This is a genomic window from Acinetobacter sp. NyZ410, from assembly GCF_022828975.1.
Classification (GTDB): Bacteria; Pseudomonadota; Gammaproteobacteria; order Pseudomonadales; family Moraxellaceae; genus Acinetobacter; species Acinetobacter guillouiae.
Map to the genome: position 1 here is coordinate 2,887,650 of NZ_CP094620.1, position 23,186 is coordinate 2,910,835.

24 protein-coding genes are annotated in these 23,186 nt (G+C 37.6%); 13 read left to right on the forward strand and 11 right to left on the reverse strand.

Annotation, left to right across the window (positions count from 1 at the left end):
- Positions 1-160: 160 nt before the first annotated feature.
- Entirely contained in the window at positions 161-1,552 is a 1,392-nt protein-coding gene (locus MTO68_RS13615; protein WP_244012885.1) for a 3-oxoacyl-ACP reductase, read from the reverse strand.
- Positions 1,553-1,863: 311 nt separating this feature from the next.
- On the opposite strand from MTO68_RS13615, the gene MTO68_RS13620 reads away from it, so the two are divergent.
- Positions 1,864-3,402, forward strand: a complete 1,539-nt coding sequence (locus MTO68_RS13620; RefSeq protein WP_244012887.1) for an acetyl-CoA C-acetyltransferase — start codon at positions 1,864-1,866, stop codon at positions 3,400-3,402.
- Positions 3,403-3,569: 167 nt separating this feature from the next.
- Here MTO68_RS13620 and MTO68_RS13625 read toward each other — a convergent pair whose 3' ends face one another.
- Positions 3,570-4,688 (reverse strand): OmpW family outer membrane protein, encoded by a 1,119-nt coding sequence (locus MTO68_RS13625; RefSeq protein ID WP_004822285.1) that lies wholly within the window; start codon positions 4,686-4,688, stop codon positions 3,570-3,572.
- Between the two features lie 673 nt (positions 4,689-5,361).
- Here MTO68_RS13625 and MTO68_RS13630 point away from each other — a divergent pair.
- From MTO68_RS13630 to MTO68_RS13640, 3 genes are all read left to right on the forward strand, one after another.
- Positions 5,362-6,534, forward strand: a complete 1,173-nt coding sequence (locus tag MTO68_RS13630; protein WP_105713693.1) for an iron-containing alcohol dehydrogenase — start codon at positions 5,362-5,364, stop codon at positions 6,532-6,534.
- Positions 6,535-6,737: 203 nt separating this feature from the next.
- A complete protein-coding gene (locus MTO68_RS13635; RefSeq protein ID WP_244012888.1) occupies positions 6,738-7,580 on the forward strand; it encodes an SDR family oxidoreductase in 843 nt (280 codons plus the stop codon).
- Positions 7,581-7,620: 40 nt separating this feature from the next.
- The gene (locus MTO68_RS13640) at positions 7,621-8,583 is read left to right on the forward strand and encodes an alpha/beta hydrolase (RefSeq protein ID WP_239045436.1); all 963 of its coding nucleotides are present in this window, start codon (positions 7,621-7,623) and stop codon (positions 8,581-8,583) included.
- A 57-nt stretch (positions 8,584-8,640) separates the two neighbouring features.
- On the opposite strand, the gene MTO68_RS13645 is transcribed toward MTO68_RS13640, so the two are convergent.
- Positions 8,641-9,822 (reverse strand): hypothetical protein, encoded by a 1,182-nt coding sequence (locus MTO68_RS13645; protein WP_004719519.1) that lies wholly within the window; start codon positions 9,820-9,822, stop codon positions 8,641-8,643.
- 359 nt (positions 9,823-10,181) lie between these two features.
- Here MTO68_RS13645 and MTO68_RS13650 point away from each other — a divergent pair, with 359 nt between their 5' ends.
- A complete protein-coding gene (locus MTO68_RS13650; RefSeq protein WP_004719517.1) occupies positions 10,182-11,693 on the forward strand; it encodes an aldehyde dehydrogenase family protein in 1,512 nt (503 codons plus the stop codon).
- Positions 11,694-11,826: 133 nt separating this feature from the next.
- On the opposite strand, the gene MTO68_RS13655 is transcribed toward MTO68_RS13650, so the two are convergent.
- The 3 genes from MTO68_RS13655 to MTO68_RS13665 form a co-directional block, all read right to left on the reverse strand.
- On the reverse strand, positions 11,827-12,165 hold the full coding sequence (locus MTO68_RS13655) for a hypothetical protein (RefSeq protein ID WP_244012890.1): 339 nt from the start codon (positions 12,163-12,165) through the stop codon (positions 11,827-11,829).
- A 91-nt stretch (positions 12,166-12,256) separates the two neighbouring features.
- Positions 12,257-12,676, reverse strand: a complete 420-nt coding sequence (locus MTO68_RS13660; RefSeq protein WP_244012892.1) for a hypothetical protein — start codon at positions 12,674-12,676, stop codon at positions 12,257-12,259.
- Positions 12,677-12,730: 54 nt separating this feature from the next.
- A complete protein-coding gene (locus MTO68_RS13665; protein ID WP_239046764.1) occupies positions 12,731-13,603 on the reverse strand; it encodes a LysR family transcriptional regulator in 873 nt (290 codons plus the stop codon).
- Positions 13,604-13,750: 147 nt separating this feature from the next.
- On the opposite strand from MTO68_RS13665, the gene MTO68_RS13670 reads away from it, so the two are divergent.
- Both MTO68_RS13670 and MTO68_RS13675 read left to right on the forward strand, forming a co-directional pair.
- Positions 13,751-14,053: an AEC family transporter gene (locus MTO68_RS13670; protein WP_244012894.1), complete on the forward strand. Its 303-nt coding sequence runs from the start codon at positions 13,751-13,753 to the stop codon at positions 14,051-14,053.
- Complete coding sequence (locus MTO68_RS13675; protein ID WP_244012896.1) at positions 14,050-14,667, forward strand: AEC family transporter; 618 nt, start codon at positions 14,050-14,052, stop codon at positions 14,665-14,667. The genes MTO68_RS13670 and MTO68_RS13675 overlap by 4 nt, the downstream gene beginning before the upstream one ends.
- Positions 14,668-14,833: 166 nt before the next feature.
- Here the strand turns inward: MTO68_RS13675 and MTO68_RS13680 are convergent, their stop codons facing one another.
- Complete coding sequence (locus MTO68_RS13680) at positions 14,834-15,427, reverse strand: 2-hydroxychromene-2-carboxylate isomerase (RefSeq protein ID WP_244012898.1); 594 nt, start codon at positions 15,425-15,427, stop codon at positions 14,834-14,836.
- 178 nt (positions 15,428-15,605) lie between these two features.
- The gene (locus MTO68_RS13685; RefSeq protein WP_096734377.1) at positions 15,606-16,352 is read right to left on the reverse strand and encodes an SDR family oxidoreductase; all 747 of its coding nucleotides are present in this window, start codon (positions 16,350-16,352) and stop codon (positions 15,606-15,608) included.
- 95 nt (positions 16,353-16,447) lie between these two features.
- On the opposite strand from MTO68_RS13685, the gene MTO68_RS13690 reads away from it, so the two are divergent.
- From MTO68_RS13690 to MTO68_RS13705, 4 genes are all read left to right on the forward strand, one after another.
- Positions 16,448-17,014 (forward strand): TetR/AcrR family transcriptional regulator, encoded by a 567-nt coding sequence (locus MTO68_RS13690; RefSeq protein ID WP_004822304.1) that lies wholly within the window; start codon positions 16,448-16,450, stop codon positions 17,012-17,014.
- Positions 17,015-17,081: 67 nt separating this feature from the next.
- On the forward strand, positions 17,082-17,798 hold the full coding sequence (locus MTO68_RS13695; RefSeq protein ID WP_034615219.1) for a glutamine amidotransferase: 717 nt from the start codon (positions 17,082-17,084) through the stop codon (positions 17,796-17,798).
- A 329-nt stretch (positions 17,799-18,127) separates the two neighbouring features.
- Positions 18,128-18,397: a DUF333 domain-containing protein gene (locus tag MTO68_RS13700; RefSeq protein ID WP_034615223.1), complete on the forward strand. Its 270-nt coding sequence runs from the start codon at positions 18,128-18,130 to the stop codon at positions 18,395-18,397.
- A 201-nt stretch (positions 18,398-18,598) separates the two neighbouring features.
- Positions 18,599-19,132 (forward strand): ClbS/DfsB family four-helix bundle protein, encoded by a 534-nt coding sequence (locus MTO68_RS13705; protein WP_244012899.1) that lies wholly within the window; start codon positions 18,599-18,601, stop codon positions 19,130-19,132.
- Here the strand turns inward: MTO68_RS13705 and MTO68_RS13710 are convergent.
- Entirely contained in the window at positions 19,129-19,443 is a 315-nt protein-coding gene (locus MTO68_RS13710; protein ID WP_244012900.1) for a hypothetical protein, read from the reverse strand. The genes MTO68_RS13705 and MTO68_RS13710 overlap by 4 nt on opposite strands.
- A 243-nt stretch (positions 19,444-19,686) precedes the next feature.
- Between MTO68_RS13710 and MTO68_RS13715 the strand changes: the two genes are divergently transcribed.
- Both MTO68_RS13715 and MTO68_RS13720 read left to right on the forward strand, forming a co-directional pair.
- A complete protein-coding gene (locus MTO68_RS13715) occupies positions 19,687-19,896 on the forward strand; it encodes an acyl-CoA thioesterase (protein WP_244012902.1) in 210 nt (69 codons plus the stop codon).
- A gap of 76 nt (positions 19,897-19,972) precedes the next feature.
- A complete protein-coding gene (locus MTO68_RS13720) occupies positions 19,973-20,533 on the forward strand; it encodes a lipocalin family protein (RefSeq protein ID WP_244012904.1) in 561 nt (186 codons plus the stop codon).
- 24 nt (positions 20,534-20,557) lie between these two features.
- On the opposite strand, the gene MTO68_RS13725 is transcribed toward MTO68_RS13720, so the two are convergent.
- Positions 20,558-21,774 (reverse strand): IS3 family transposase gene (locus tag MTO68_RS13725; RefSeq protein WP_244012906.1). Its coding sequence is split into 2 segments (ribosomal slippage): positions 20,558-21,429 and positions 21,429-21,774, totalling 1,218 coding nucleotides; the frame shifts between segments, so codons are not numbered across the junction.
- Between the two features lie 138 nt (positions 21,775-21,912).
- The gene (locus MTO68_RS13730) at positions 21,913-23,139 is read right to left on the reverse strand and encodes an MFS transporter (RefSeq protein WP_244012908.1); all 1,227 of its coding nucleotides are present in this window, start codon (positions 23,137-23,139) and stop codon (positions 21,913-21,915) included.
- Between the last annotated feature and the right edge of the window lie 47 nt (positions 23,140-23,186).

The window sequence follows — 23,186 nt, forward strand, 5'->3', positions numbered from 1 at the left end:
ACATTTAAAAAATCCAACATTTCAGTTGGAAATTAACGGATGATACAGCTTAAACATCCTGATTTCGTTGAAGAGAAAGCCAGCGAGAGTGTTATTTAAATACACAAATAATCTCTTCGCCATAATCCCCTAAACGAAACAGGACTTCAGTTATGCGTGATTATGCACCCAATAAGCTTTGACCACAAACACGCACAACATTACCATTTAATCCTGTAGATGCTGAAGATGCAAATAAAGCAATTGTTTCAGCAACATCAACAGGTAAGCCACCTTGACTCATTGAGTTCATACGACGACCTGCTTCACGGATTGCAAATGGAATTGCCGCGGTCATTTGAGTTTCAATGAAACCTGGCGCTACAGCATTAATAGTAATACCATTTTTTAACAGAGGTGCAGTAAATTTCACCAAGCCAATGACACCTGCTTTTGATGCAGCATAGTTGGTTTGACCTAAGTTACCGGCAATACCTGAAATTGAAGATACGCAAACAATACGACCATTTGCATTTAAACCATCATTTGACAATAAATAATCGTTAATACGTTCAGCAGCAGATAAGTTGATATTAATCACCAGATCCCACATCTCTGGCTTCATATTTGCCAAAGTTTTGTCACGTGTAATACCCGCATTATGTACGATGATATCTAAACCACCTTGTTGAGCTGCCGCAGCTTTGATTTTTTCACCAGCATCAGCAGCAGTGATATCAATTGCAAGTGTAGAACCACCGATTTCACTTGCAACACGGTCTAGGTCTGCTTGTTGTGGTGGAACATCTAAACAAATTACATGTGCACCATCACGTGCCAATACATGTGCAATCGCTTCACCAATACCACGGCTTGCACCTGTTACTAATGCAGTTTTGCCTGCAAGCGGTTTTGCCCAATCGATATCAATCACATCACCTTTAGATACGCGAATCACTTGACCCGATACGTATGCTGAACGTGGAGAAATTGCAAAACGTAAACTTGATTCCAAGTTTTGTGCAGCATCTGCATCAACCAGAATAAGATCAGCAGCAATTCCTTTCTTAAACTCTTTACCAACCGATTTAACAAACCCTTCTAATGCACGTTGTGCAATCGCCTGCTTAATCGTTGGTGCAGTTTCAGGTGTTAAACCAATAATAATTACACGGCCTGATGTTGCAATTTGACGGGCAACAGGATTAAAAAACTTGTGTAGTTCATGTAATTGTTCTGAACTTTGAATCCCTGATGCATCAAATATCACTGCTTTAAATTTTGATTCTTTATCGCCTTCATTAAAAGCGCCGACATTCAAACCAGATTTTGCCGCAGCTTGTTGTAACTCTGCGTTATTCCCTGCATAAGTGTTGGCGTGAATATTACTAAGAACCTGCGCAACTTCACCAGCGAAATGACTCTTTGGAGCTGCACCAAATAATACAGCACCTTTAACGACAGGAGTGGCTGACTCAAAGCGGTCTAGCTGGATTGGTGATGGTAAACCTAAATTTTTTATGACAAATTTACCAATTGGAGATTTAGCAAATGCTTGGTATTGGTCAGACATGTTTCTTATCTCTCATCAAATTAATTTTGTATGGGGCTTAAGCTATCTTTTAACTTCAGTATAATCTCAGATATTTAGCTGTGTTGCGCTTTCTTAAATGGCTTGCGTTGGTCTTTGCGCAAGGCTTAGAGGAATCGTCAACAACGCTATCATCTCTATGACCCATAAGTTTCAGTTAAATCATACTTGAGTTGCCAAAATGATGACTTGACCTGAAAGAATATGCAAATGTCATTATAGTCAATTCGAGTCATAGCCAATTATGTTAATGTAAGCACTAAGAATATTGCGAACATGCTTGGAAAAGCCTTATGAGCAAAACAACTCAAGAAAATTCAAACGCTGAAAGCACTGTACAAGAAACTGTGTCAAATACATCAAAACCTCGTACTCGTACGAGTAAAAGTAGCAACACAAATTCTACAAATGCCAATGCAGCCAACACGACTAAAAAACCGACTCGTGCACCAGCAGCTGCTTCACGTAGCAAAGCAACGGCATCGACGGCAAAAAAAGTTACAACAGCTTCATCTTCTAAAACTCAAACTTCTGGTCAGCAGGATAAAATTATGAGTCAAAACACTGTACGTCGCGTAGCAATTATTGGCGGTAACCGTATTCCTTTTGCACGTTCAAATGGCCCTTATTTCCGAGCGTCAAACATTGACATGCTTACTGCGTCTTTAAACGGTTTAATTGAACGTTTTAACCTTCAAGGTCAACGTTTAGGTGAAGTTGTTGCTGGTGCAGTTCTAAAACATAGCCGTGATTTCAACATGACACGTGAATGTGTTTTAAATACTCAACTTGCCCCTGAAACCCCTGCTTATGATATTCAACAAGCATGTGCTACTGGCTTACAAGCAGCTTTCCTTGTTGCAAACAAAATTGCATTAGGCCAAATTGAAGTGGGTATTGCTGGTGGTGTAGATACCACTTCTGATGCACCAATCGCGTTTGGTGATGGCTTACGTAAAGCATTGCTTGAATTAAACATTGCAAAAACAGGTAAAGACCGTTTAAAAGCCTTAGCTAAAATTAATGTTAAAGACTTGATGGATGCGCCAAAAAATGGTGAACCTCGTACAGGTTTATCTATGGGTGATCACCAAGCGATTACTGCTTTAGAATGGGGTATTCCTCGCGAAGCTCAAGATGAACTTGCTGCATCTTCACATCAAAAAATGGCCAAAGCATATGAAGAAGGTTTCTTCGATGATTTGATCACGCCATTTATGGGGCTAGACAAAGACAATAACTTACGTCCTGATTCTTCAGTTGAAAAATTGGCTAAGCTTAAACCTGCATTTGGTAAAGGTGATACTGCAACAATGACTGCAGGTAACTCTACTCCACTTACAGACGGCGCTTCAGTAGTGCTTTTATCCTCTGAAGAATGGGCGAAAGCAAATGGTCACGAAGTACTCGCGTACTTAACATTCACTGAAACTGCTGCTGTAGATTTTGTCAATAAGAAAGAAGGTTTATTGATGGCACCTGCTTATGCTGTTCCACGTATGTTGGCTCGTGCGGGTATTAAACTTCAAGACTTCGACTACTATGAAATTCATGAAGCTTTTGCATCACAAGTTCTTTCGACCTTAAAAGCATGGGAAGATCCTAAGTTCTGTAAAGAACGTTTAGGTCTAGATGCACCATTGGGCTCAATTGACCGTAGCAAACTCAATGTTAAAGGTTCTTCTTTAGCTGCTGGTCATCCATTCGCAGCAACAGGTGGTCGTATTTTGGCAACTGCTGCAAAATTGATTAACCAAAAAGGTTCAGGTCGTGTGTTAATTTCGATTTGTGCTGCTGGTGGTCAAGGTGTAACTGCAATCGTAGAGAAATAAGTTCTCTGATTTGTACCATACCTTCAAAAAAGCATCCTGAATGGATGCTTTTTTATTGCTCGTCAATCTACATATCGCTAACAAGATTTTACATAGACCACAAAAAATGGTTAGCCGAAGCTAACCATTTAAAATCTTCACTATTCTTAGGGAAAATAGTGTTGATTTTAGAAGCGATACCCCACACCAACATAAGTAATCAATGGATCTATATCGACTTTTGTCGTGGAATTAATCAGTCGCTTACCAGTCTTGGCATCAACAACATCAATCTTTGCCTGATTGTTGAGCTTGGCATAAGAAACAGAAGCCACACCAAACCAGTTTTCATTAATATCATAAGTAGCGCCCAGACTTACAATAGGTGCTATGGCATCAGTCGTTTTAACTCTTACATAAGGATTTGCACTGGAAGGTTTGCCATCTAACGCAGCCCCAGCTTTTCCATCTAAAACGTTTTGAATCATGTGTCCCGCTGCAACCAGATCACTTTTGATCTGTGAGTTCAACTTAATATCCGTGAAATGAGAGTACATCACCCCTACCCCAATATATGGACGCAATTTATTGACACCAGATTGACCAAATTGATATTGCGCTTCCAGCGCTGGTGTCCAAGCACGTACCGATGCTGCTTTAGACTTATTGCCTAAATTGGTGATTGGGATTGCTTGATTTAAACCAATACCATCTGGAAATAAGATATTAACCAACTCATTTGGCGAAGTGGCTAATCCTGTGAGCGGTGCCAAGATTTCCCCTTTACCTTTAATATCCACTTTTGGAGGAATCCCACCAATGAGTTGCAAAGAAACATTGTCGTTGATGTAATAATTTAGCATCAAGCCCAGCGTATCCACGTCATCGACTTCGAGCCCTGTACCCTTTGCTTGCCAATTTTCCAAGCCATGAATATTTGCGGTTCCTGCGACCTCCGGCAAAATATTACCCTTACCATCAGTCAATAAGGTTTGCATAAAGGCATCATTGAGAAATTCAGTTAACACCTCTTTCTGATTAAATGGCACTCCGCCTAAGTCTTCTCCCATCGCATTAGGATCAACTGAGTTTAAAAAACTGGTTGTAGAGATACTTCCGACTGTTGCATTGGTACCATTTTTAACACTGGTATTAATATTAAAGGGATTGGCTTTTCCTTGAGGCATGACATGTAACCAACCTGCAGATACTGAAAAGCGTTTATACTCCCCCGCAAAACTCGTGCTGGTAATCGCGAATAATGAAGTTGCTATAGCAATATTTTTTAACGTTAATATTTTTTTCATTTTTTATCCTTAAAATATGAGATTACCGAACCGTGGCAACCTGTTTAAAAAACATACATAAAAAACAATATTTATGTATAAAATTCTGATCAATAGCATTTACACTCATCCAAAAAAAATATTGGTATTTTTATTTTTAAATTTTTTATAATACTTATTAATGATATATATCATTATGTTATTTTTATCATTTAGCATAAATTAACAGTACAGGTATATTTAAAAAGTCTATTTAAGCCCATACTGACCTAGTATAGAAATATCAAATTTTTCACATAATTTTCACTTTTTAATTATTAACACACATTCTCATAAATTGATAATTTAGTCTATTTTGATGGATTTAAAAATTTATCCCCGAAATTTAAAGCAACGATTCACTTTTTAAAAATAAAATGATCTGTCAAAGCAAAAAATACCAAATAAAATCTGTTTTTGTCGTTTTTAATCAAAACTCACGTTAAAGCCTGATTTTCAGCTTAAAATTATAAAGAAAAACTTCATCATTTTATTTTAAATATAAATATCAAATACTTAATTTAAAATTTGCATGATTAAAATTTGGTAGGTGTTTAGTAGGTATTCAATCCAGCCCTCAAAACTGATACTCAACCTCAAGGTGATCATCACCTTTCTGGAATGATGAAATAACAATGGTAGAAGGAATCGCACCATGGCTTTTAAAAATATAGCAGATCAAACAAACGGTTTTTACATCCCTTGCGTCTCACTTTTTGGTCCAGGTTGTGCCAAAGAAGTCGGCGCTAAAGCACAAAATTTAGGGGCAAAAAAAGCCCTCATCGTCACTGATGCTGGCCTATTCAAATTTGGTGTTGCAGACATTATTGTTGACTATCTCAAAGAAGCTGGCGTAGACAGTCATGTTTTTCCTGGCGCAGAACCAAACCCGACAGATATTAATGTACACAATGGCGTAAATGAATATAACAATAATGGCTGTGACTTTATTGTGTCTTTAGGCGGCGGATCTTCTCATGACTGTGCAAAAGGAATTGGCCTAGTCACCGCAGGTGGTGGTCATATTCGTGATTATGAAGGGATTGATCAAAGTAAAGTCCCAATGACACCGCTTGTCGCAATCAATACAACGGCGGGAACTGCTTCTGAAATGACTCGTTTCTGTATTATCACCAATACAGATACCCATGTAAAAATGGCGATTGTTGACTGGCGTTGTACCCCGCTTGTTGCAATTGATGATCCTAAACTCATGATTGCAAAACCTGCTGCTTTAACTGCTGCAACGGGTATGGATGCTTTAACTCATGCTGTAGAAGCTTATGTTTCAACTGCTGCAAACCCAATTACCGATGCATGTGCAGAAAAAGCCATTTCAATGATTAGCGAATGGTTAAGCCCTGCTGTTGCCAATGGCGAAAATCTTGAAGCACGTGATGCGATGGCATATGCACAATATTTAGCAGGTATGGCATTTAACAATGCATCTTTAGGTTATGTACATGCAATGGCTCATCAATTAGGTGGCTTCTATAACCTTCCACACGGCGTATGTAATGCAATTCTATTACCGCATGTGTGTGAGTTTAACTTAATTGCTTGTCCTGACCGTTATGCAAAAATTGCCCAATTAATGGGTGTCAATACCGAGGGTTTAACCGTTACTGAGGCTGCTTTTGCTGCGATTGATGCAATCCGTGAGTTATCATCATCTATTGGTATCCCTTCTGGCTTAGCTGAACTGGGTGTCAAAGCGGAAGATCATGCAGTAATGACATCAAATGCGCAAAAAGATGCCTGTATGTTGACAAATCCACGTAAAGCAACTGATGCTCAAGTCATTAAAATTTTTGAATCAGCAATGTAAAACGATACTCTTTGGTTCTATGTCAGCCTGACAACTGTTTTAGGCCAAATTCAATGAAGTGTGCTTGATACTCAGGAATATTACTTAGGTAATATTCCTTTTTTATACGCTTATTAAAAAATGACAATCATTATTGTCAGATATATTGATAAAGTCACAATCTATGACTATGATGCTTAAAACATCAGCGGATTATTTCAGCAATGACAACAACAAGTAAAACCATCATCATCACGGGTGCAAACACTGGAATCGGGCTTGCAACTGCAGAAACATTTATTAAGGATGGTCACCATGTGATCATTGCTTGTCGTAATCCAGAAAAAGCAAAAACAGCACAGCAACACTTAGAGTCATTCGGTACAGGTCAGGTAGACGTGATTCACCTTGATTTAAATAGTCTTGAACAAATTAACCAAGCAGCCAATGAAATTATTGCCAAATATGAAAAAATTGATGTATTAGTCAACAATGCTGGCATGATGACACCTGATCTTGAGGCCACAGCTGATGGTTTTGAAAAACAGTTTGGGATAAATTATCTGGGGCCTTTTCTTTGGACATTGAAACTTCTTCCATTGGTTCAAAAAGCCCAACAAGGTCGTGTAATTCATTTGGCTTCAATGATGCATCTTTTAGGTCGTATCCAACCTGAGAATTTTAACGCGGATCAAGTGAAAAAATACAATGGTGTATTGAGCTATGGCAATAGTAAATTAGCCAATCTGCTGTTTAGTAATATCCTTGCCAAACAACTACAAGGAAGTCATGTCACCAGCAATGCATTGCATCCAGGTGGCGTAGATTCTGAGATTTATCGTGAATTACCCAAATGGCAATATGCAATAATTAAACTTGGTCTTATTCCACCATCTAAGCCTGCCGAATTAATTAAGAAAATTGCTTTTGATCCATCATGGGAAAAGCGCAATGGTGATTATGTGAGTTTGCAAACCCCTGCGTTTAAATCAGGCAAAGCTAAAGATATGCAATTGGCACAAAAACTATATGATGAATCCTATGCGCTGGTAAAAGACTATCTGTAATTTTTCGGATTTCATTTTTCAATAAATTCAGGAATATGCTATGACCACTCAATCTACTGAATATCAACCTGATATCCTTGGTACAGGTTATGAAAAACTAACCTTAAACTTAACAGATGACTATGATGGTAAAGTCATTGCGACTTTGGTACGCAAACAAGCAGTTCAAGCGACCAAGAAAGCGGTGCTCTATATCCATGGTTTTATCGATTATTTCTTTCAAACAGAAATGGCTGAACAATTTAATCAACATGATTATGATTTTTATGCACTTGATTTAAGAAAATATGGTCGTTCTTACCTACCACATCAAAAATATTATTATGTTCTAAATTTGAATGAATATGATGAAGAAATCACACAAGCATTAAAGATTATTGGTCAGGAAGGCCACACTGAGGTGTTACTGGCAGGACATTCTACAGGTGGATTGATCGCAACATTATATGCAGCACATTATCCACAACACCCCCTTATTCAAGCCTTATGGTGCAATAGTCCTTTTTATGACTTTAATATGCCTGCTTGGAAGAAAAAATTAGCCCTCCCCAAACTCAGCGCATTGGGTAAACGCTTACCTAATTTAAAGTTTCCAAGTGAATTAAATAAATGGTATGTCACTAGTCTGCATAAAGATTTGCAAGGCGAATGGGATTTCAGCTTAGAGTGGAAAAAACCAACTTACCCCAAAGTATATTTAAGCTTTGTACATGCAATTTTTGAAGCGCAAAAAGAAATTCATGCAGGTGTACAGATCAATGTACCAACCTTAGTGATGCATTCTCACAAAACGACCTATCCCAAGAAATTTAACCGAGATGCTCAAAGCACTGATGTTATTTTAGAGGTCAAAGACATCGTGAGGGATGCAGGTAAAATACAGGGCGACGTTAATGTCATGACCATTCAAAATGGACTGCATGACTTGGTCTTATCGGCACCAGAAGTCAGAAAAGAAGTTTATCATCAACTTTTTTCTTGGTTAGCCCAAAAACAGCTTTAAAAGCGCCAATTCATTCTTCTTTACAAGCGAATGATCAGTTAAAAGTATCCTGCAAAATCAATGTTCATCTTTATATTTCATTAGAATTTGATGAGCAGGATGCCCGACTGGTGTAAGTTCAATCAGACGCTCAACGGCATCAATCGCCTCTGGAAAATGTGCAAGGTGTTTTAATAAAGCATCTGTTTCATTGGCTTTAAAAATCGCTTCACTCAGGCGTGATTCAAGGCAGTCTCGCCATGCAGATAAAAAAGGACTTTCAGTTTTAGCTAAAAATACACCTTTGCATAATTTTAAAGCGGATTCGGTATAACCCGCATCTAAAGCATTCTCTGCTTGCAAGAAATCTGCCTCAACATGTGCCAATAAACGATAAGGCCGTGAACCCAACATGCCACCCAAGATATCGCGCAGTTGCGACATTTCAGCTTTTAATGTGCCGACACTTACTTTTCGTTCACCATATAGCGCTTGATGTAAATTTTCCAGATTCATCCCTTGTGGACACAACGCAAGAATGGTCAAAATTTCAATTTGTCGTGGTGTCAGTACCACAATCTTGCCATTGAACAACACTTGTGGCACAGCAAAAGCCCGGATAAATAAATGTTGTTGCTGAAACTCTAGCAATGCCGATTGAATAATTGAGGCACAGCGTTCAGCTGCCAGTAATCCCAAACTATTGTGATGATTCCATGTGGTTGACAGATCAATCACCCCTAAAACTTGTTTGGAATAAGGATCTATAATGGGAGAGGCATAACAAACCCAGTCATGCACAGAAGACATAAAATGTTCGTTAGAAAACACACAACTGGATTGTTGGGTTTTTAATGACAGTGCCAAAGCATTGGTTCCCACCAAATCTTCTCGCCATTGCCCACCAGCAATAAAATGAACACGTTCTGCGGCATTGCGCATTTGCCCACTTGCGGCTGACCAGATAATGGTACTGCCAATATCCCCTACCGCAGCAACCATTGCCGACTGTTCTGCGATATGGGTTAATTCATCACGACAATGTTCGATTGCTTTTTCTAACAGTGTTTTTCTTTCTTGTTTTACATTCATCAAGGGTGCTGCATCACGATCTTTGGGAATCGCAGCTGAGTTGGAACGTTGCCATGAACTTGCAATACTCTGACCGAGTTGATCAGCATGTTTTAAAGACAAACTACTGCTTTGGCGTAATTGCTCAATTAAACTCCGTTTATTTGATAACTCTTGTTGGCTTAACATACGCTACTTCCTCTGTAATTCGTTAAAAAATATCCTATCCTTTCTCTGTTGTTTTTATCCAGCGGACCTGCTTATAAATTACTCTAGCACATTAACACAGTGAGCTTAACCTCAGTCAACACAACTCATACCAAAGCGTTAGAATAAAACCAATTTTTTCCAATATTTAGCAATTTTTCAATAAACAAGAAAATATTGCCAAAGATTAAAGCATAGCGCAAATGTGTCTTGGATTTCATCCAACCTTTTCCCTACCTTTGACTCTCTATGCTCAAACCATCATGTAAACAATCATTGTTCATACATGCCATATTAAACACATCATGAATGATCATGAATATAAGTAAAGGGATACTCTTATGCGTTATGTAGATCCAAATCAGCCTGGTTCAAAAGTACAGTTCAAAGCCCAATATGAAAACTTTATTGATGGCAAATGGGTAGCACCTGTTAAAGGGCAATATTTTGATAATGTCTCTCCTGTAGATGGTAAAGCCTTTACCAAAATTCCACGTTCTTCTGCGGAAGATATCGAACTTGCATTAGATGCAGCACATAAAGCCAAAGCTTCATGGAACAAAGCATCTCCAACAACACGTTCAAATGTACTGCTGAAAATTGCAGATCGTTTAGAAGAAAATTTAGAATTACTAGCGGTTGCAGAAACATGGGAAAACGGTAAGCCAATTCGTGAAACATTGGCAGCTGATATTCCTTTAGCAATTGACCATTTCCGTTATTTTGCAGGTTGTTTACGTGCACAAGAAGGTGGTATCTCAGAAATTGATGAAGATACCATTGCTTACCACTTCCATGAGCCTTTAGGTGTAGTTGGTCAGATCATTCCATGGAACTTCCCTATTCTTATGGCAGCATGGAAACTTGCACCAGCACTTGCAGCGGGTAACTGTATTGTACTGAAACCTGCTGAACAAACACCATCAAGTATTTTAGTTGTTGCTGAACTCATTCAAGATATTTTACCGCCAGGCGTTTTAAATATTGTCAATGGTTACGGCGTTGAAGTGGGTCGCCCACTGGCAACCAATCCACGTATTGCTAAAATTGCTTTTACAGGTTCAACTGCTGTTGGTCAAATGATCATGCAATACGCAACTGAAAATATTATTCCTGTGACACTTGAGCTTGGTGGAAAATCACCAAACATCTTCTTTGAAGATGTCATGGATAAAGATGATGATTATTTAGACAAAGCGCTTGAAGGCTTTGCTATGTTCGCTTTAAACCAAGGTGAAGTATGTACTTGCCCATCACGTGCCTTGGTTCAAGAAAGTATTGCCGATAAATTCCTAGAAATGGCAGTTGAACGTGTAAAACGCATCAAAACTGGACATCCTCTAGATACAGACACCATGATTGGTGCTCAAGCATCTCAAGAGCAACAAGACAAAATCTTGGGCTGTATCGCAACAGGCCGTGCTGAAGGTGCTCAATTGCTTACAGGTGGCGGCGATCGTCAGGAAGTCGGTCAAGGTTTCTATATTGAGCCTACCATTTTCAAAGGCGACAACAGTATGAAGATTTTCCAAGAAGAAATTTTTGGACCCGTGCTCTCTGTCGCAACATTTAAAGATTATGACGATGCAATCCGAATTGCCAATGATACGATGTATGGCTTAGGCGCTGGTGTATGGTCGCGTTCTGCGCATACCTCTTATCGTGCGGGTCGTGCGATTGAAGCTGGTCGTGTATGGACCAACTGCTACCATATCTACCCTGCACATGCTGCATTCGGTGGTTATAAGAAATCAGGCATTGGCCGTGAAAACCACAAGATGATGCTCGATCATTATCAACAAACCAAGAATTTATTGGTTAGCTATTCAACCAAAGCAATGGGCTTCTTCTAAGTTTAATAGTTGATTTACACTTTAAAAAAGCGAACTTCGGTTCGCTTTTTTTGGTCATGATGAAGATGCTTTTTAATTCTTATCACTATCAATTCATTCATTATTTTATACAGATTGCGATGATTCGCTAAATTTAGTCGGTTGTTGGATTCATCCAAACATCTTCATAGCCATGCTCATCAATAATGACATGATAACCGTGCTCAAGCGCCAAATAAGGTAAAATTTCAGGTAAATGTTGCTGTAAATGCGAGGCATGCAGCGGTTGATAAAAATCATCAGCGGAAGAATATTCTCCACAGTGAATAAACCAAGAAACATTGTCTGGTTTTTTAAGCGCAACTCGAACTGCATAAATCGGTTGTTGACCTAGACTCTGTAATGCAATTGCAACCCTATCCGACAAATTAAATTCGATATATTTTGACTCATATTTTTTGCAGATTTGCCGTTGTAATGTTTCTAAATCCATCAACACATTCCTTTATTGCCTGTTTAGTATTGTTTGTTTAGTTGCATAAACCAATACGTTCAAATCAGATATATTGAGATCAGCAGCAAAATTACTTACGCCTTTTCCATAGCATTTTAATATTTTCGAAACTATATCCCACCACAACTCTTAAATTCACCATCAATGACATTGTGAAAAACACAACCACAAACATCACTAAACTTCGTGGAAAAAATTTCTGATCTAAAACAGATTTATAAGTATTCAATGCTAAATATAAAATGATCAAAAGTGTGTAAAACAACAGTTGAAAGTAGATTTTGTATCTTGGCTTTTTCTCAACAATTTCCATCAAATATACAGACAAAGCCAATGCAGAAAATGCAGTAAAAACGAAAAAGCCGAGTACCCATAAAATGCTAAAGCTTTTGATATGGCTGATTGCCCATAAGGATAGGTTAGCAACACAGCCACATAGTATAAATGCTGTTTTAGGACGTTCTATGAATTTATAAATCAAATCATTCATTCTCTGTGCTTATACTCTTCTTTTGTTCTTTTACCAAAGGCTCACGATAAAATGCTAAACCATTTGTGCAATATCAATAAATGCCTGTGTAATTGGACTCATCTGTTTTTTATTCTTCACTGCCAGACTAATAGACCGCTTGATATTGGGTGATAAAGGTAATTTTTGAACATTGGGAAACAGCGTCATCAACTCTTTATTCAAGGCCATATCTGCGACAATTGAAACACCAGCACCATTGTTCACCATATTAATAATGGTCAAAATTTGAGAAAAATAACATTTAATTTTTGGACTCAGATTGGCTTTTTTAAACATCTCTGTCACATGGTTTTGGCTGCCTGCTGAGGTCATTAAAAAAGGATGTTCTACCAATTCATCCAATCGAACTGCACTTTGTTGTGATCGTGCATAGGATTTGGGAATAAGTGCTACAAAAATATCCTCAATCACAGGAAAAGTATCAAAACGTTCTTCAGGTAAAACCACAAATCCAACATCAATAGTACGGTCATGAATCCATTGAGCAATATCTTTGTCCGTTCCTTCTTTAATAAACACTTCAATATTTGGATATTTTAAACTAAATTTTTCTAGAATTAAGGGAATCAATACATTAGAAGATGAAGCACCAAAAGATCCAATTCTTAAAGTTCCAGAATGAAATCCTTGTATATCGGAGATTTCTTGTTTTAGCACATTAGAAATATTCAAAATTTCTTTCACATGCACTAAAAGCCGTATACCCGATTCAGTTAGCTCAACTTCATTATGATTGCGATAAAACAATGTGACTGACCAATCTTGTTCTAAACCTTTAATTGCATGAGAAATCGCAGATTGAGAAATTTGCAAACGCTGCGCTGTGACAGTAAAGCTTTTCTGTTCAGCCAACATGGCAAAAATAGTCAGTTGAGTAAATGTCATCGCCACTCTATCCATGAGTAAAAACTCATTTTACCATGAATAGGTATAAGTCATATTCTTGATTAAAGTTTACTTGGGTTTAGCTTACAGATGAAAAAATCAGTGGGTAGGACTTGGTCGAATTAGGTTCTGCATAGAGCGTTCAGCATGCTACAAATGATTACTATTCTTTTCCCATCCATTGCCCTGATTGGTTTAGGTTTTTATCTGTTCCAGTCACGTATACTGGATGAAAAATTCTGGAATGGCGCAGAAAAGCTCAATTACTATATTTTATTTCCAGCCTTATTGTTTAGTTCTCTTGCAAATGCAGATATGAATATGGGGCATCTCAACAGCATTCTTACGGTCATTTTTTTCATTATGGCTATGATCATTGCTGGTGTTTATCTGTTTGCAAAGTTAAACCGCTACCTATTGCCCAAATCGGTGTATATGTCCAAAGCTTGATTCGTTTTAATACCTATCTCGGACTCTCGATTGCCACAACACTCAATCATGCTGAAATCAAAAGTATCTTGGTAAATATCCTTGCTATAGCAATTCCCTTGGTTAATGTTATTTCGATCCTTTCTCTGACAGATAAAGATCAACTGAACATTAAAAATATTTTCTGGTCTTTAATCAAAAACCCACTGATCAGCTCTTGTATATTGGGAATTACATTTAATGTTTTAAACATCCCTATTTGGTCTGGCTTTGCAAATCTGTTAAATGCTTTTTCAAGTAGTAGCCTGATGTTGGGCTTATTATGTGTAGGAACAGCAATTCAGTTTTCGACCCTCAGAGTTTATCTGAAAAAGTCTTTGCTCATTAGCCTACTCAGATTATTGCTGATCCCACTTATTGCCTTTATCTGTTTGCAGTTTTTTGAGCTAAGTCATGCCGCCGTGATTGCTATCATGATTTTCTTTTCTATCCCAACCGCATCTTCCGCATATATCTTAACCAAACTGTTAAACGGCGATCATCAATTAATGGCAGCAAGCATCAGCATGCAAACACTTTTATCCGTATTCACTTTGGCACTGATCCTTGCGCTATTACAGCATTATTATGTTTAATCCTCTATATTTACGATTAGCGTTTCTTCATCAAATATTTTGATGATTCGATGTAGTTTGGCTTTCTGTAGAATAGCTGTGCTGCATGGCTAGCTGCAGCACAATGCAACGCAATTCTCTCATGCTAGTATCTAAATCATAGAATCAGAATTTAAAAGCTTATTGATCAAGATTTAGCCAACTCCATCTCAACAAAGTGAAGATGATCAACGCCCCAAAACATTTCATCGCCAATAAACCATGTCGGTGCACCAAAAACACCACGCCCAATGGCTTCTTCTGTGATATTTTTTAGTTGGGCTTTAACCTGTTCATCTGAAAGCCAAGTTTGAACCTGCTCTGTACTAAAACCCAATGATTGAAGTAAGCTAATAAGTTCATTGATATCATTTAAATTACGTGGATGTCCAAACATTGCATCAAATAAAGCGTTTAACACTGTTAAGAATTTTTCAGCTTGATAAAGCTGAACCGCTGTAATCACCCGCATCAGATTTAAAGTATTGATAGGAAAATAGGGATTCATTTGTATTGGAATATTCCAGAGTTTTGACCAGCGTCCCATATCAATCATCGAATAGCTGGCTTTTGCTGGTACAGCCATTGGACTACTGTTCCCTGTGGCTTTAAAAATACCACCAAGCAAGACTGGCTTCCAAATCACTTGCGCTTGATTTTGTTTTGCAATTTTTTGAATCTGATAAAAGCCTAAATAACTATATGGACTACCCAAATCAAAATAAAATTCTACCTGTTTCATTCAGTGTTATTCCTTAACTGTACTGATCATGTTTTTATCGTACTACTGTAAAAATGATTCTAGAAGAAACTTAAATCATCCAGATGTACTCTCGCTATACAAAGATAAAGCCACCTGCTTATACAACATGACTTATAGCAACTCGCAACCATTAATTAACTTACTAATATAAAGTGACTTACCATTTTTCCATCCAAGGACGTAAATCTAGCTCATGTGTCCATGCATCACGTGGTTGCTGGGCAAGATGCCAATAATTTTCAGCAATATGTTCAGGATTTAAAATACCATCTTGGTCTTTTTTCTCATAAAGATCAGGAAAACTATTTTTAATAAAATCTGTATCAATTGCACCATCAACTACCACATGAGCCACATGAATATTCTGTGGACCAAGTTCTCGCGCCATACTCTGTGCCAAAGCTCTAAGTGCATGCTTTGCCCCTGCAAATGCTGAAAAATAAGCAGCACCACGTAGACCAGCAGTCGCGCCAGTAAAGATCAATGTCCCGCGTTGTCGGCTTACCATTCGTTTCGCCACTTCACGACCAGTTAAAAAGGCGGAGAAACACGCCATTTCCCATATTTTAAAATATTTACGCGCGGTTTCTTCAAGGATGCTGCATGGAACATTGGCACCGATATTAAAAACCAATACCTCTATTTCACCAATGTTGCTTTCAATTTCTTCGATCAATTGTATAACTTGCTGTTCTTTTCGAGCATCTGATGCAAAACCATATGCTGTCCCACCTGCCTGTTCAATTTCATCAATCAGCGGTTGTAACTTGTCAGCATTGCGACGAGTCATACAACTAATATATCCCCCTTTGGCAAAACGTTTCGCAATCGCACCACCTGTTGCATCACCAGCTCCAATAATCAATGCAACTTTCTGATTTGATGTTGTTATTTCATCTTGCATATCATGCTTCCCTTTTTGCATAACGATCGTTATTATAACGATTACTATGTTATAGTTTAACTAGAGCGTCAAGAAAAAATTTGATCGAGGAAAATATGCGATACAAATCTGGCTATAAAGAAGAAAAAAGAAAAGAGCTGTTAAAAATCAGTGGGCAGCTTGCTAAAAAAGATGGTTTTGCTGCAACCGGTGTAGATGGCTTTATGAAAGCTGCTGGCGTAACCAGTGGTGCATTCTATTCACATTTTTCTTCCAAGCAAGATTTGTTTAAAGCATTGGTTGAAAACGAACTCAAAAATAGCATTCAGATGTGGCAAAACAACCCTCATGATCAGGCTGAATTATGGATTGAATTTGAACTCAATCGTTACTTAACCCTCTCGCATGTTGAACATCCGGATTATGGTTGTGTATTGCCAACGCTCGCCACTGAAGTCGCGCGCGCTGATCAGGAGATTAAACAATGCTATCAACAAGAATTACAGCGCGGTCATGCCCTATTTGCTCAACGTCTCGGAAGTGAAGAAAAAGCCTGGGGCGTCTTGTGTCAACTGGTGGGTGCTATACTCATAGCGCGAAGTATCTCTGATGATTCGGTTAAATTGACCATTTTGGAATCAAGCAAACACTGTATTTATTCTATGTTGCAAATCGCAGCATAAATTTAGTTTTCAAGTCAATACAATCTAGTATAAATTAGCAATATTCTCGTTAAATCATTATAAAACCATGACTTCCTCCACACACGCTTTGCCGAAGACAATCTATGCCATTCAACATTTAGCTTTTGAAGATTTAGGTATTCTTGAAGACACTTTTTATGATTTGGGCTATCGCATACGTTATTTTGAAGCGGGTATGGATGATTTAAAGCAAGCATTTGAGTTTGAAGGTCTAGTCATCATTCTAGGTGGACCAATTGGCGTTTATGAAACAGAAGATTATCCTTTTTTAAATGATGAAATCGCTTATCTTAAACAACGTTTGGCCAAGAATTTACCCACAATTGGCATTTGCTTAGGTGCACAATTGATTGCACATGCTTTGGGTGCAAAAGTGTATGCAGGCCATCAAAAAGAGATTGGTTGGAGTCAATTAAAACTAAATCTAGCTCAAAATAATCCCTTATTACCGCTGGTTAATACCGAAGTTTTACATTGGCATGGTGATACCTTTGACTTACCTGTACAGGCTGAATTACTTGCCAGTTCAGCAATTTATACAAATCAGGCGTTTAGAGTTGGGCAAAATATCTTGGCGTTACAATTCCATGTCGAAGTTGCGGCAGACGATATGGAAAAATGGCTGATTGGTCATACGTGTGAATTACGCAAAGCTGGCTTAAATATTCCTCATTTACGAGCTGAAAATGAAAAATTTGCAGTAAATCTTGAATTAAAATCACCACTGGTTTTAGAGCATTTTATCAAACACTTAAATGTATAATCTATTTATCTATATCAGCATGAAATAGACTTTTCTGTTTCGTGCTTTTTATAACGTATTTACTCTTCACCCATAATACGGCGTTGCTCGAAATGTAATATCAATACTGCATTGCCTATATTTAACTGATTATTATATTTAACTGACCATAGCATTTACATTAAAAAGATATTCTTTATTCTCACACAAAATTATTTAATCAAACTTAATATTTTACACTAAATCATACCTGATCATTATGTTTGAGCTACAGGATTATACAGAGTAGATACATTAAAGCTTGCTGATTTATTTATACTGCATACTTTAAAACCAAGACTTTGTTTGCAATGAATAAAATATATATTGGCGCTTCTGTGCTCATGACAACTCTTCTTTCTGCCTGCTCTACTCCTGAAGTAAATAATCAGAATGCTAAACCACTTGGCATGGCCAATCCTGCAAGTGTGTATTGTCAAAAAATGGGAGGAGAATCTCAGATTAAAAAAGATGCTTTAGGAAATGAAGTAGGATATTGTAAGCTTCCAAATGGAACAGTGGTTGATGAATGGAAGTTGTTTAGAAGTGCACAAGGCGATGAGCAAGCTGCTACTAAATAATTTTGAATAATCGCTGCAGAATATAAACAATAGACACGCCTTCTGGAATGACTGATTTTCTATTGGCATAAATTTCAGACTCATTACTGTATATTCACTACGGTAATGAGTTGCTCCATCATTGTCATCGTTAAAATAAATTAGATCTAAACATGCATTAAATATAAACAGTATTGTATTTATTTTGGGAATATTGAATAGATGAAAACCTACCAATCTAAACAGGAACTGATTGTTGCAATCAATAATTCATTAAAGCAATATTTAACAGAATTTGAAGAAATATCCGAAGACTTAAAAGATCATAAAATTGCGGCTGTAGATAAAACCCCTGCCCAAAACTTAGCCTATCAATTGGGATGGGTAAATTTATTATTAGAATGGGAAAGTAAAGAACTTGCAGGTTTCCCCGTTTCAATGCCAAAAGAAGGCTATAAATGGAATAACTTAGCCAGTCTATATCAAAATTTTTATCAAACTTATGCCCAGTATTCATTAAAAGAAAATACTCAGTTATTGTCTAAACGGGTCAAAGAAGTCACAGACTGGATTGAAAATCTAACAGATGAAGAACTATTTAAAATAAATCAACGTAAATGGGCAACCACACCTGCCAACTGGCCATTGTATAAATGGATTCATATCAACACTGTCGCCCCTTTTACCAATTTTAGAGTTCAAATCAGAAAATGGAAGAAACTTAGCATAAATACTGAACCAACTAAAAAGCCTTAACAGGTTATTTTTTTCAGTTCTAAATATTGAGTAATGGTGTTATTTAATTCGTCCAAATAATACTGTTTGGGTTTTTCTTGTCCCATAGATTTGTCTAATTTCATTAAAGCAGGCAGGTATTCTTTTTTATAGACACGCTCATATTCACCACATAATAATGCTCTATTTACCTCATTACTGGTATTTTCATTGTCCAATTGCTCATGCATGACTTCAATTTGTTTTTTTTGCTGCATCAATACCAAACTATGTGGATTTGGTGTAATACAACCTGTAAGCATCAGCAACGATACCATTGTTATTTTTTTCATAAATCTGCTTCATTGTTCTTAGATTAAACTGAGCATAAACTATTTTTATCCCCCGCTCAATTTGTCGATAACAATTAAAATTTGAGTTTTACTAAAGTACGTATTAAAATCTTGATTAAGTAACAAAATCAAGATTTGATATAAAACATATCGAATCTGATTAACTAAAAGTGCAGAGCGTTAAAATTCGATCACTCTTAGTTTTATTGATTATCAGCCATCAAGGTGTAAAGAATTTAATCCATGTCCCCTAGAAATAAGCCAAACAGAAAACAATTGTTATCCTCTGCTTGGTCAACAGATCAAGATTGCTTTCTGATTGAAAACAACCATTTAACTGTTGATCAATTGGTTGAAATTCTGCCCTACCAACATGATGAAATTATCGCAAGAAAAAGACAACTTGGACTGCTTAGAAGGGATTTTTACATGAAAAAGCTACATGACTTGTAAGCAAAATTACAATATCCCCGCATCGGGCGCGACATAATGAATATATATATTAAATACTTAAATATAGGGCTATGTCATGAACAACAAGTTTAAAATATTAACGCTCGTCGGTGGAATAGCATTACTGAGTGTTGCGGCATTTGCTTATGCAGGAAATGAAAAGATTCAAACCGTTAAAAATGTAGATTTAAAGAGGTATCTGGGTACTTGGCATGAAATTGCACGCAAGCCAATGTATTTTCAAAAGAAATGCGATTATAACGTTACTGCTGATTATTCCTTAAATGAAAATGGCTCAATCAAAGTGGATAATCGTTGTTACGATAAAAATGGCAAGCTTCAACAATCGATTGGCGAAGCATCTGTACAAAACGCGCCTACAAACTCCAAATTAAAAGTGAGTTTTTTACCAAAAGCACTTCGTTGGTTACCTGTAGGGCGTGGTGATTATTGGATTTTAAAGCTGGATGAAAACTATCAAGTTGCATTGATCGGTACACCCAATAAGAAATATTTATGGTTACTCAGTCGATCTCAACAGCTTGATCCAGCCACGACTGAAGAATATTTAAATTATGCTAAAAGCTTAGGGTATGATTTAAGTGATTTAATTGAAACCAAACAAAAATATGTCTAGTCCTGAAATAGGTTGACACTTATTTCATACAAACGCTCGATGCATTTCATCGGGCGTTTTGTATTTTAGCGACATATGCGGTCTACGGACATTATAAATTTCTATAGACTCTGCAACCATTCGCCTAGCTTCTTCAAGATTCTTTGGTTTATGAAGTAAATATTCATTCTTCAATATACCGTTGACCCTTTCAGCTAAAGCATTCTGATAACAATCATATCCATCGGTCATAGAACATCGAATATTATGTTTCTGATGTAATTCCTGATATTTCTTTGAACAATATTGTATGCCTCGATCTGAATGATGAATTAGTGAATATTGTGGTGCTTTACGTTCCTTTAATGCCTTGATATATGCTTGGCTAACAGCTTCCGCACCTAAATTGTCATCCACATGATAACCCACTATTTTTCTAGACCAAGCATCAGTGATTAGGCTCAGATAAGCTTCTCCTGTTTCTATAGGAAGATAGGTTATATCTGCAACCCAAAGTTGCTCTGGTTTCTGTGGTATCACTTGCCCAATTCCAAACTTAACCAAGTTAGGATGCTTGTGAAAACGATGGTGGCTATTTGTTGTCTTATGATATGCGCGTTTAGGTTGTACTAATAAACGATGATCTCTGAGTAAATCAAACAATCGATCTCTACCAATAGTGATACCTATTATCGTATTCAGTAAATAATGGAGTTTCCTTGTTCCAATACGAGGCTGAAACATTCTTTCTTGTCGAACTTGCTTTAATACATTTTGTTCATATCTATATCTTAGGTTCGATTGCTGGCATTGTTTGTAATAAGCTTGTCGAGTGATATCAAGATAATGGCAACATTCAGTGATACTAAAACCTATCGCTTGTTTTTCTTTAATGGCTTGCCTTGTGGCTTTTTTGTAGTGCTTACTCCGTAATCTCGTTCGAGTATATTTATAATGGATTCAAATAACTCTGCTTTTCTTTTTGTTTCATATAACTGTTGTTCAAGCTCTTTGATTCTTTGTTCGGGTGTGAGTGGTAAAGGATCAGACATTTGTTTTTCTCCATGACGTAATGGGGTGCCTTGACTCCAATCTAATCTACCATGCTTTCTTAACCAAGCTAAAACAGTTGAACGCCCTTGAATACCATATCTACTCTGAGCTTGTTTATAAGTCATTTCACCTTTTTCAACTTGATCTACGACTGATAATTTAAAAGCTAAGCTGTAATCTCTTTGTGTTCTTTTAACTATTGTTTTCATTACACTCTCCAAATTTAAGTTTAGAAAGTGTCAACCTTATCTAGGACGGGACAATAGAAACTTAAAAGCCCTCCTTTTGAGGGCTTGTTGAATTTGGCTCATTTTATACGATTGCACTACAAGCCCTTCTGATCAATATTATCTACGAAATGAGACACAACTGATGAGTAAGCCCACAACCATCAATGCTCCAGCACAGATAAAGGTAAGTTGCATCCCATCAATGATTGCTAAAGCCGTTGCATGAGTGAGCTGATTTGTGCCAACACCAAATGAAAAAATAGCTCCCATCACTGAAGCCCCGATAATTAAGCCCATATTACGAGATAAGCTAAGAAGTCCTGATACCATCCCTTGTCGAGCTTTGGGAACATCTGCCAAGGTCATGGTATTGTTGGCTGCCTGAAACAGCTGATAACCCGAAGTCAAAATAATGATCGGCATGATATAGCCACTTATACCCATCAATTTCGGTAAGATAGCGAGCATCGAGCTACCGATAATCAGAAAAATCAATCCTATAGTGACGATATAGCGACTGCCCCAACGGTCGACAAGTCGACCCGATGGAATCCCACTTAAGATAGCAACCACTGGCCCAATCCCCATAATCAAACCCACTTGTATTTGATCCAAGTTTAGACCAAGACTGAGATAAAAAGGTCCAATGACAAGTGTGGTCATCATAACAGCAGCAACCAACAAATTAACCATAAGGTTTGGTGTTATGTTCTGGTCTGTTTGCAAAGAAGTTAGTGCAGGAATTTGTTTTTTAATGTAATCATTAGGCAGCAGTACCCTAGCCAGAATAATCGCGATACCGGCAAGTATAAACTGTAATCCAAAAATGCTTTGCCAACCGCTCACGACAATCAGAAACCCGCCCAACACTGGTCCAAGTGCTGTACCTAAAGCAGATATTGTTCCAAGCATTCCCATTGCTCTTCCCAACTGTGATTTACTGACGGTCTGACGTGTAAGTGCCATTGCAAGTGTCATTAAGAATGCCGCACCTATTCCTTGAAATGATCGTGCAGCAACCAATATCCATAAGCTGGGTGCAATACTACATAGCAGTGAAGCCAAACTGAATATAATCAGTCCAACGATCAGCATAGACTTACATCCATATCGATCACCTAAGCGTCCAGCAATCACAACCGTGATCGTCAACGAGATCAGATATCCAATTACAACAGCCTGTACTTGAATAAATGGCAGTAAAAAGACCTCAGCTAGTGTGGGTAATGCGATATTAGCAATGCTTGTTCCCAGCGATGCCAATAGCATGGATAACCCCAAAGTGATAGTGATTCCAGTTTGGGTCTTGTTTGTCAATGTTAATGATTCTGTCTGCTCTGTCATGTTGCGCTCTTGTCAGCAGTGGTGTTTAAGCACATACTACTAATTCA

What these genes read in the sequence shown, in the direction of transcription:
- MTO68_RS13615 (WP_244012885.1), bottom strand. Translation starts at nt 1,552, where the DNA reads ATGTCTGACCAATACCAAGCATTTGCTAAATCTCCAATTGGTAAATTT.
- MTO68_RS13620 (WP_244012887.1), top strand. Translation starts at nt 1,864, where the DNA reads ATGAGCAAAACAACTCAAGAAAATTCAAACGCTGAAAGCACTGTACAA.
- MTO68_RS13625 (WP_004822285.1), bottom strand. Translation starts at nt 4,688, where the DNA reads ATGAAAAAAATATTAACGTTAAAAAATATTGCTATAGCAACTTCATTA.
- MTO68_RS13630 (WP_105713693.1), top strand. Translation starts at nt 5,362, where the DNA reads ATGGCTTTTAAAAATATAGCAGATCAAACAAACGGTTTTTACATCCCT.
- MTO68_RS13635 (WP_244012888.1), top strand. Translation starts at nt 6,738, where the DNA reads ATGACAACAACAAGTAAAACCATCATCATCACGGGTGCAAACACTGGA.
- MTO68_RS13640 (WP_239045436.1), top strand. Translation starts at nt 7,621, where the DNA reads ATGACCACTCAATCTACTGAATATCAACCTGATATCCTTGGTACAGGT.
- MTO68_RS13645 (WP_004719519.1), bottom strand. Translation starts at nt 9,822, where the DNA reads ATGTTAAGCCAACAAGAGTTATCAAATAAACGGAGTTTAATTGAGCAA.
- MTO68_RS13650 (WP_004719517.1), top strand. Translation starts at nt 10,182, where the DNA reads ATGCGTTATGTAGATCCAAATCAGCCTGGTTCAAAAGTACAGTTCAAA.
- MTO68_RS13655 (WP_244012890.1), bottom strand. Translation starts at nt 12,165, where the DNA reads ATGGATTTAGAAACATTACAACGGCAAATCTGCAAAAAATATGAGTCA.
- MTO68_RS13660 (WP_244012892.1), bottom strand. Translation starts at nt 12,676, where the DNA reads ATGAATGATTTGATTTATAAATTCATAGAACGTCCTAAAACAGCATTT.
- MTO68_RS13665 (WP_239046764.1), bottom strand. Translation starts at nt 13,603, where the DNA reads ATGACATTTACTCAACTGACTATTTTTGCCATGTTGGCTGAACAGAAA.
- MTO68_RS13670 (WP_244012894.1), top strand. Translation starts at nt 13,751, where the DNA reads ATGCTACAAATGATTACTATTCTTTTCCCATCCATTGCCCTGATTGGT.
- MTO68_RS13680 (WP_244012898.1), bottom strand. Translation starts at nt 15,427, where the DNA reads ATGAAACAGGTAGAATTTTATTTTGATTTGGGTAGTCCATATAGTTAT.
- MTO68_RS13685 (WP_096734377.1), bottom strand. Translation starts at nt 16,352, where the DNA reads ATGCAAGATGAAATAACAACATCAAATCAGAAAGTTGCATTGATTATT.
- MTO68_RS13690 (WP_004822304.1), top strand. Translation starts at nt 16,448, where the DNA reads ATGCGATACAAATCTGGCTATAAAGAAGAAAAAAGAAAAGAGCTGTTA.
- MTO68_RS13695 (WP_034615219.1), top strand. Translation starts at nt 17,082, where the DNA reads ATGACTTCCTCCACACACGCTTTGCCGAAGACAATCTATGCCATTCAA.
- MTO68_RS13700 (WP_034615223.1), top strand. Translation starts at nt 18,128, where the DNA reads ATGAATAAAATATATATTGGCGCTTCTGTGCTCATGACAACTCTTCTT.
- MTO68_RS13705 (WP_244012899.1), top strand. Translation starts at nt 18,599, where the DNA reads ATGAAAACCTACCAATCTAAACAGGAACTGATTGTTGCAATCAATAAT.
- MTO68_RS13710 (WP_244012900.1), bottom strand. Translation starts at nt 19,443, where the DNA reads ATGAAAAAAATAACAATGGTATCGTTGCTGATGCTTACAGGTTGTATT.
- MTO68_RS13715 (WP_244012902.1), top strand. Translation starts at nt 19,687, where the DNA reads ATGTCCCCTAGAAATAAGCCAAACAGAAAACAATTGTTATCCTCTGCT.
- MTO68_RS13720 (WP_244012904.1), top strand. Translation starts at nt 19,973, where the DNA reads ATGAACAACAAGTTTAAAATATTAACGCTCGTCGGTGGAATAGCATTA.
- MTO68_RS13730 (WP_244012908.1), bottom strand. Translation starts at nt 23,139, where the DNA reads ATGACAGAGCAGACAGAATCATTAACATTGACAAACAAGACCCAAACT.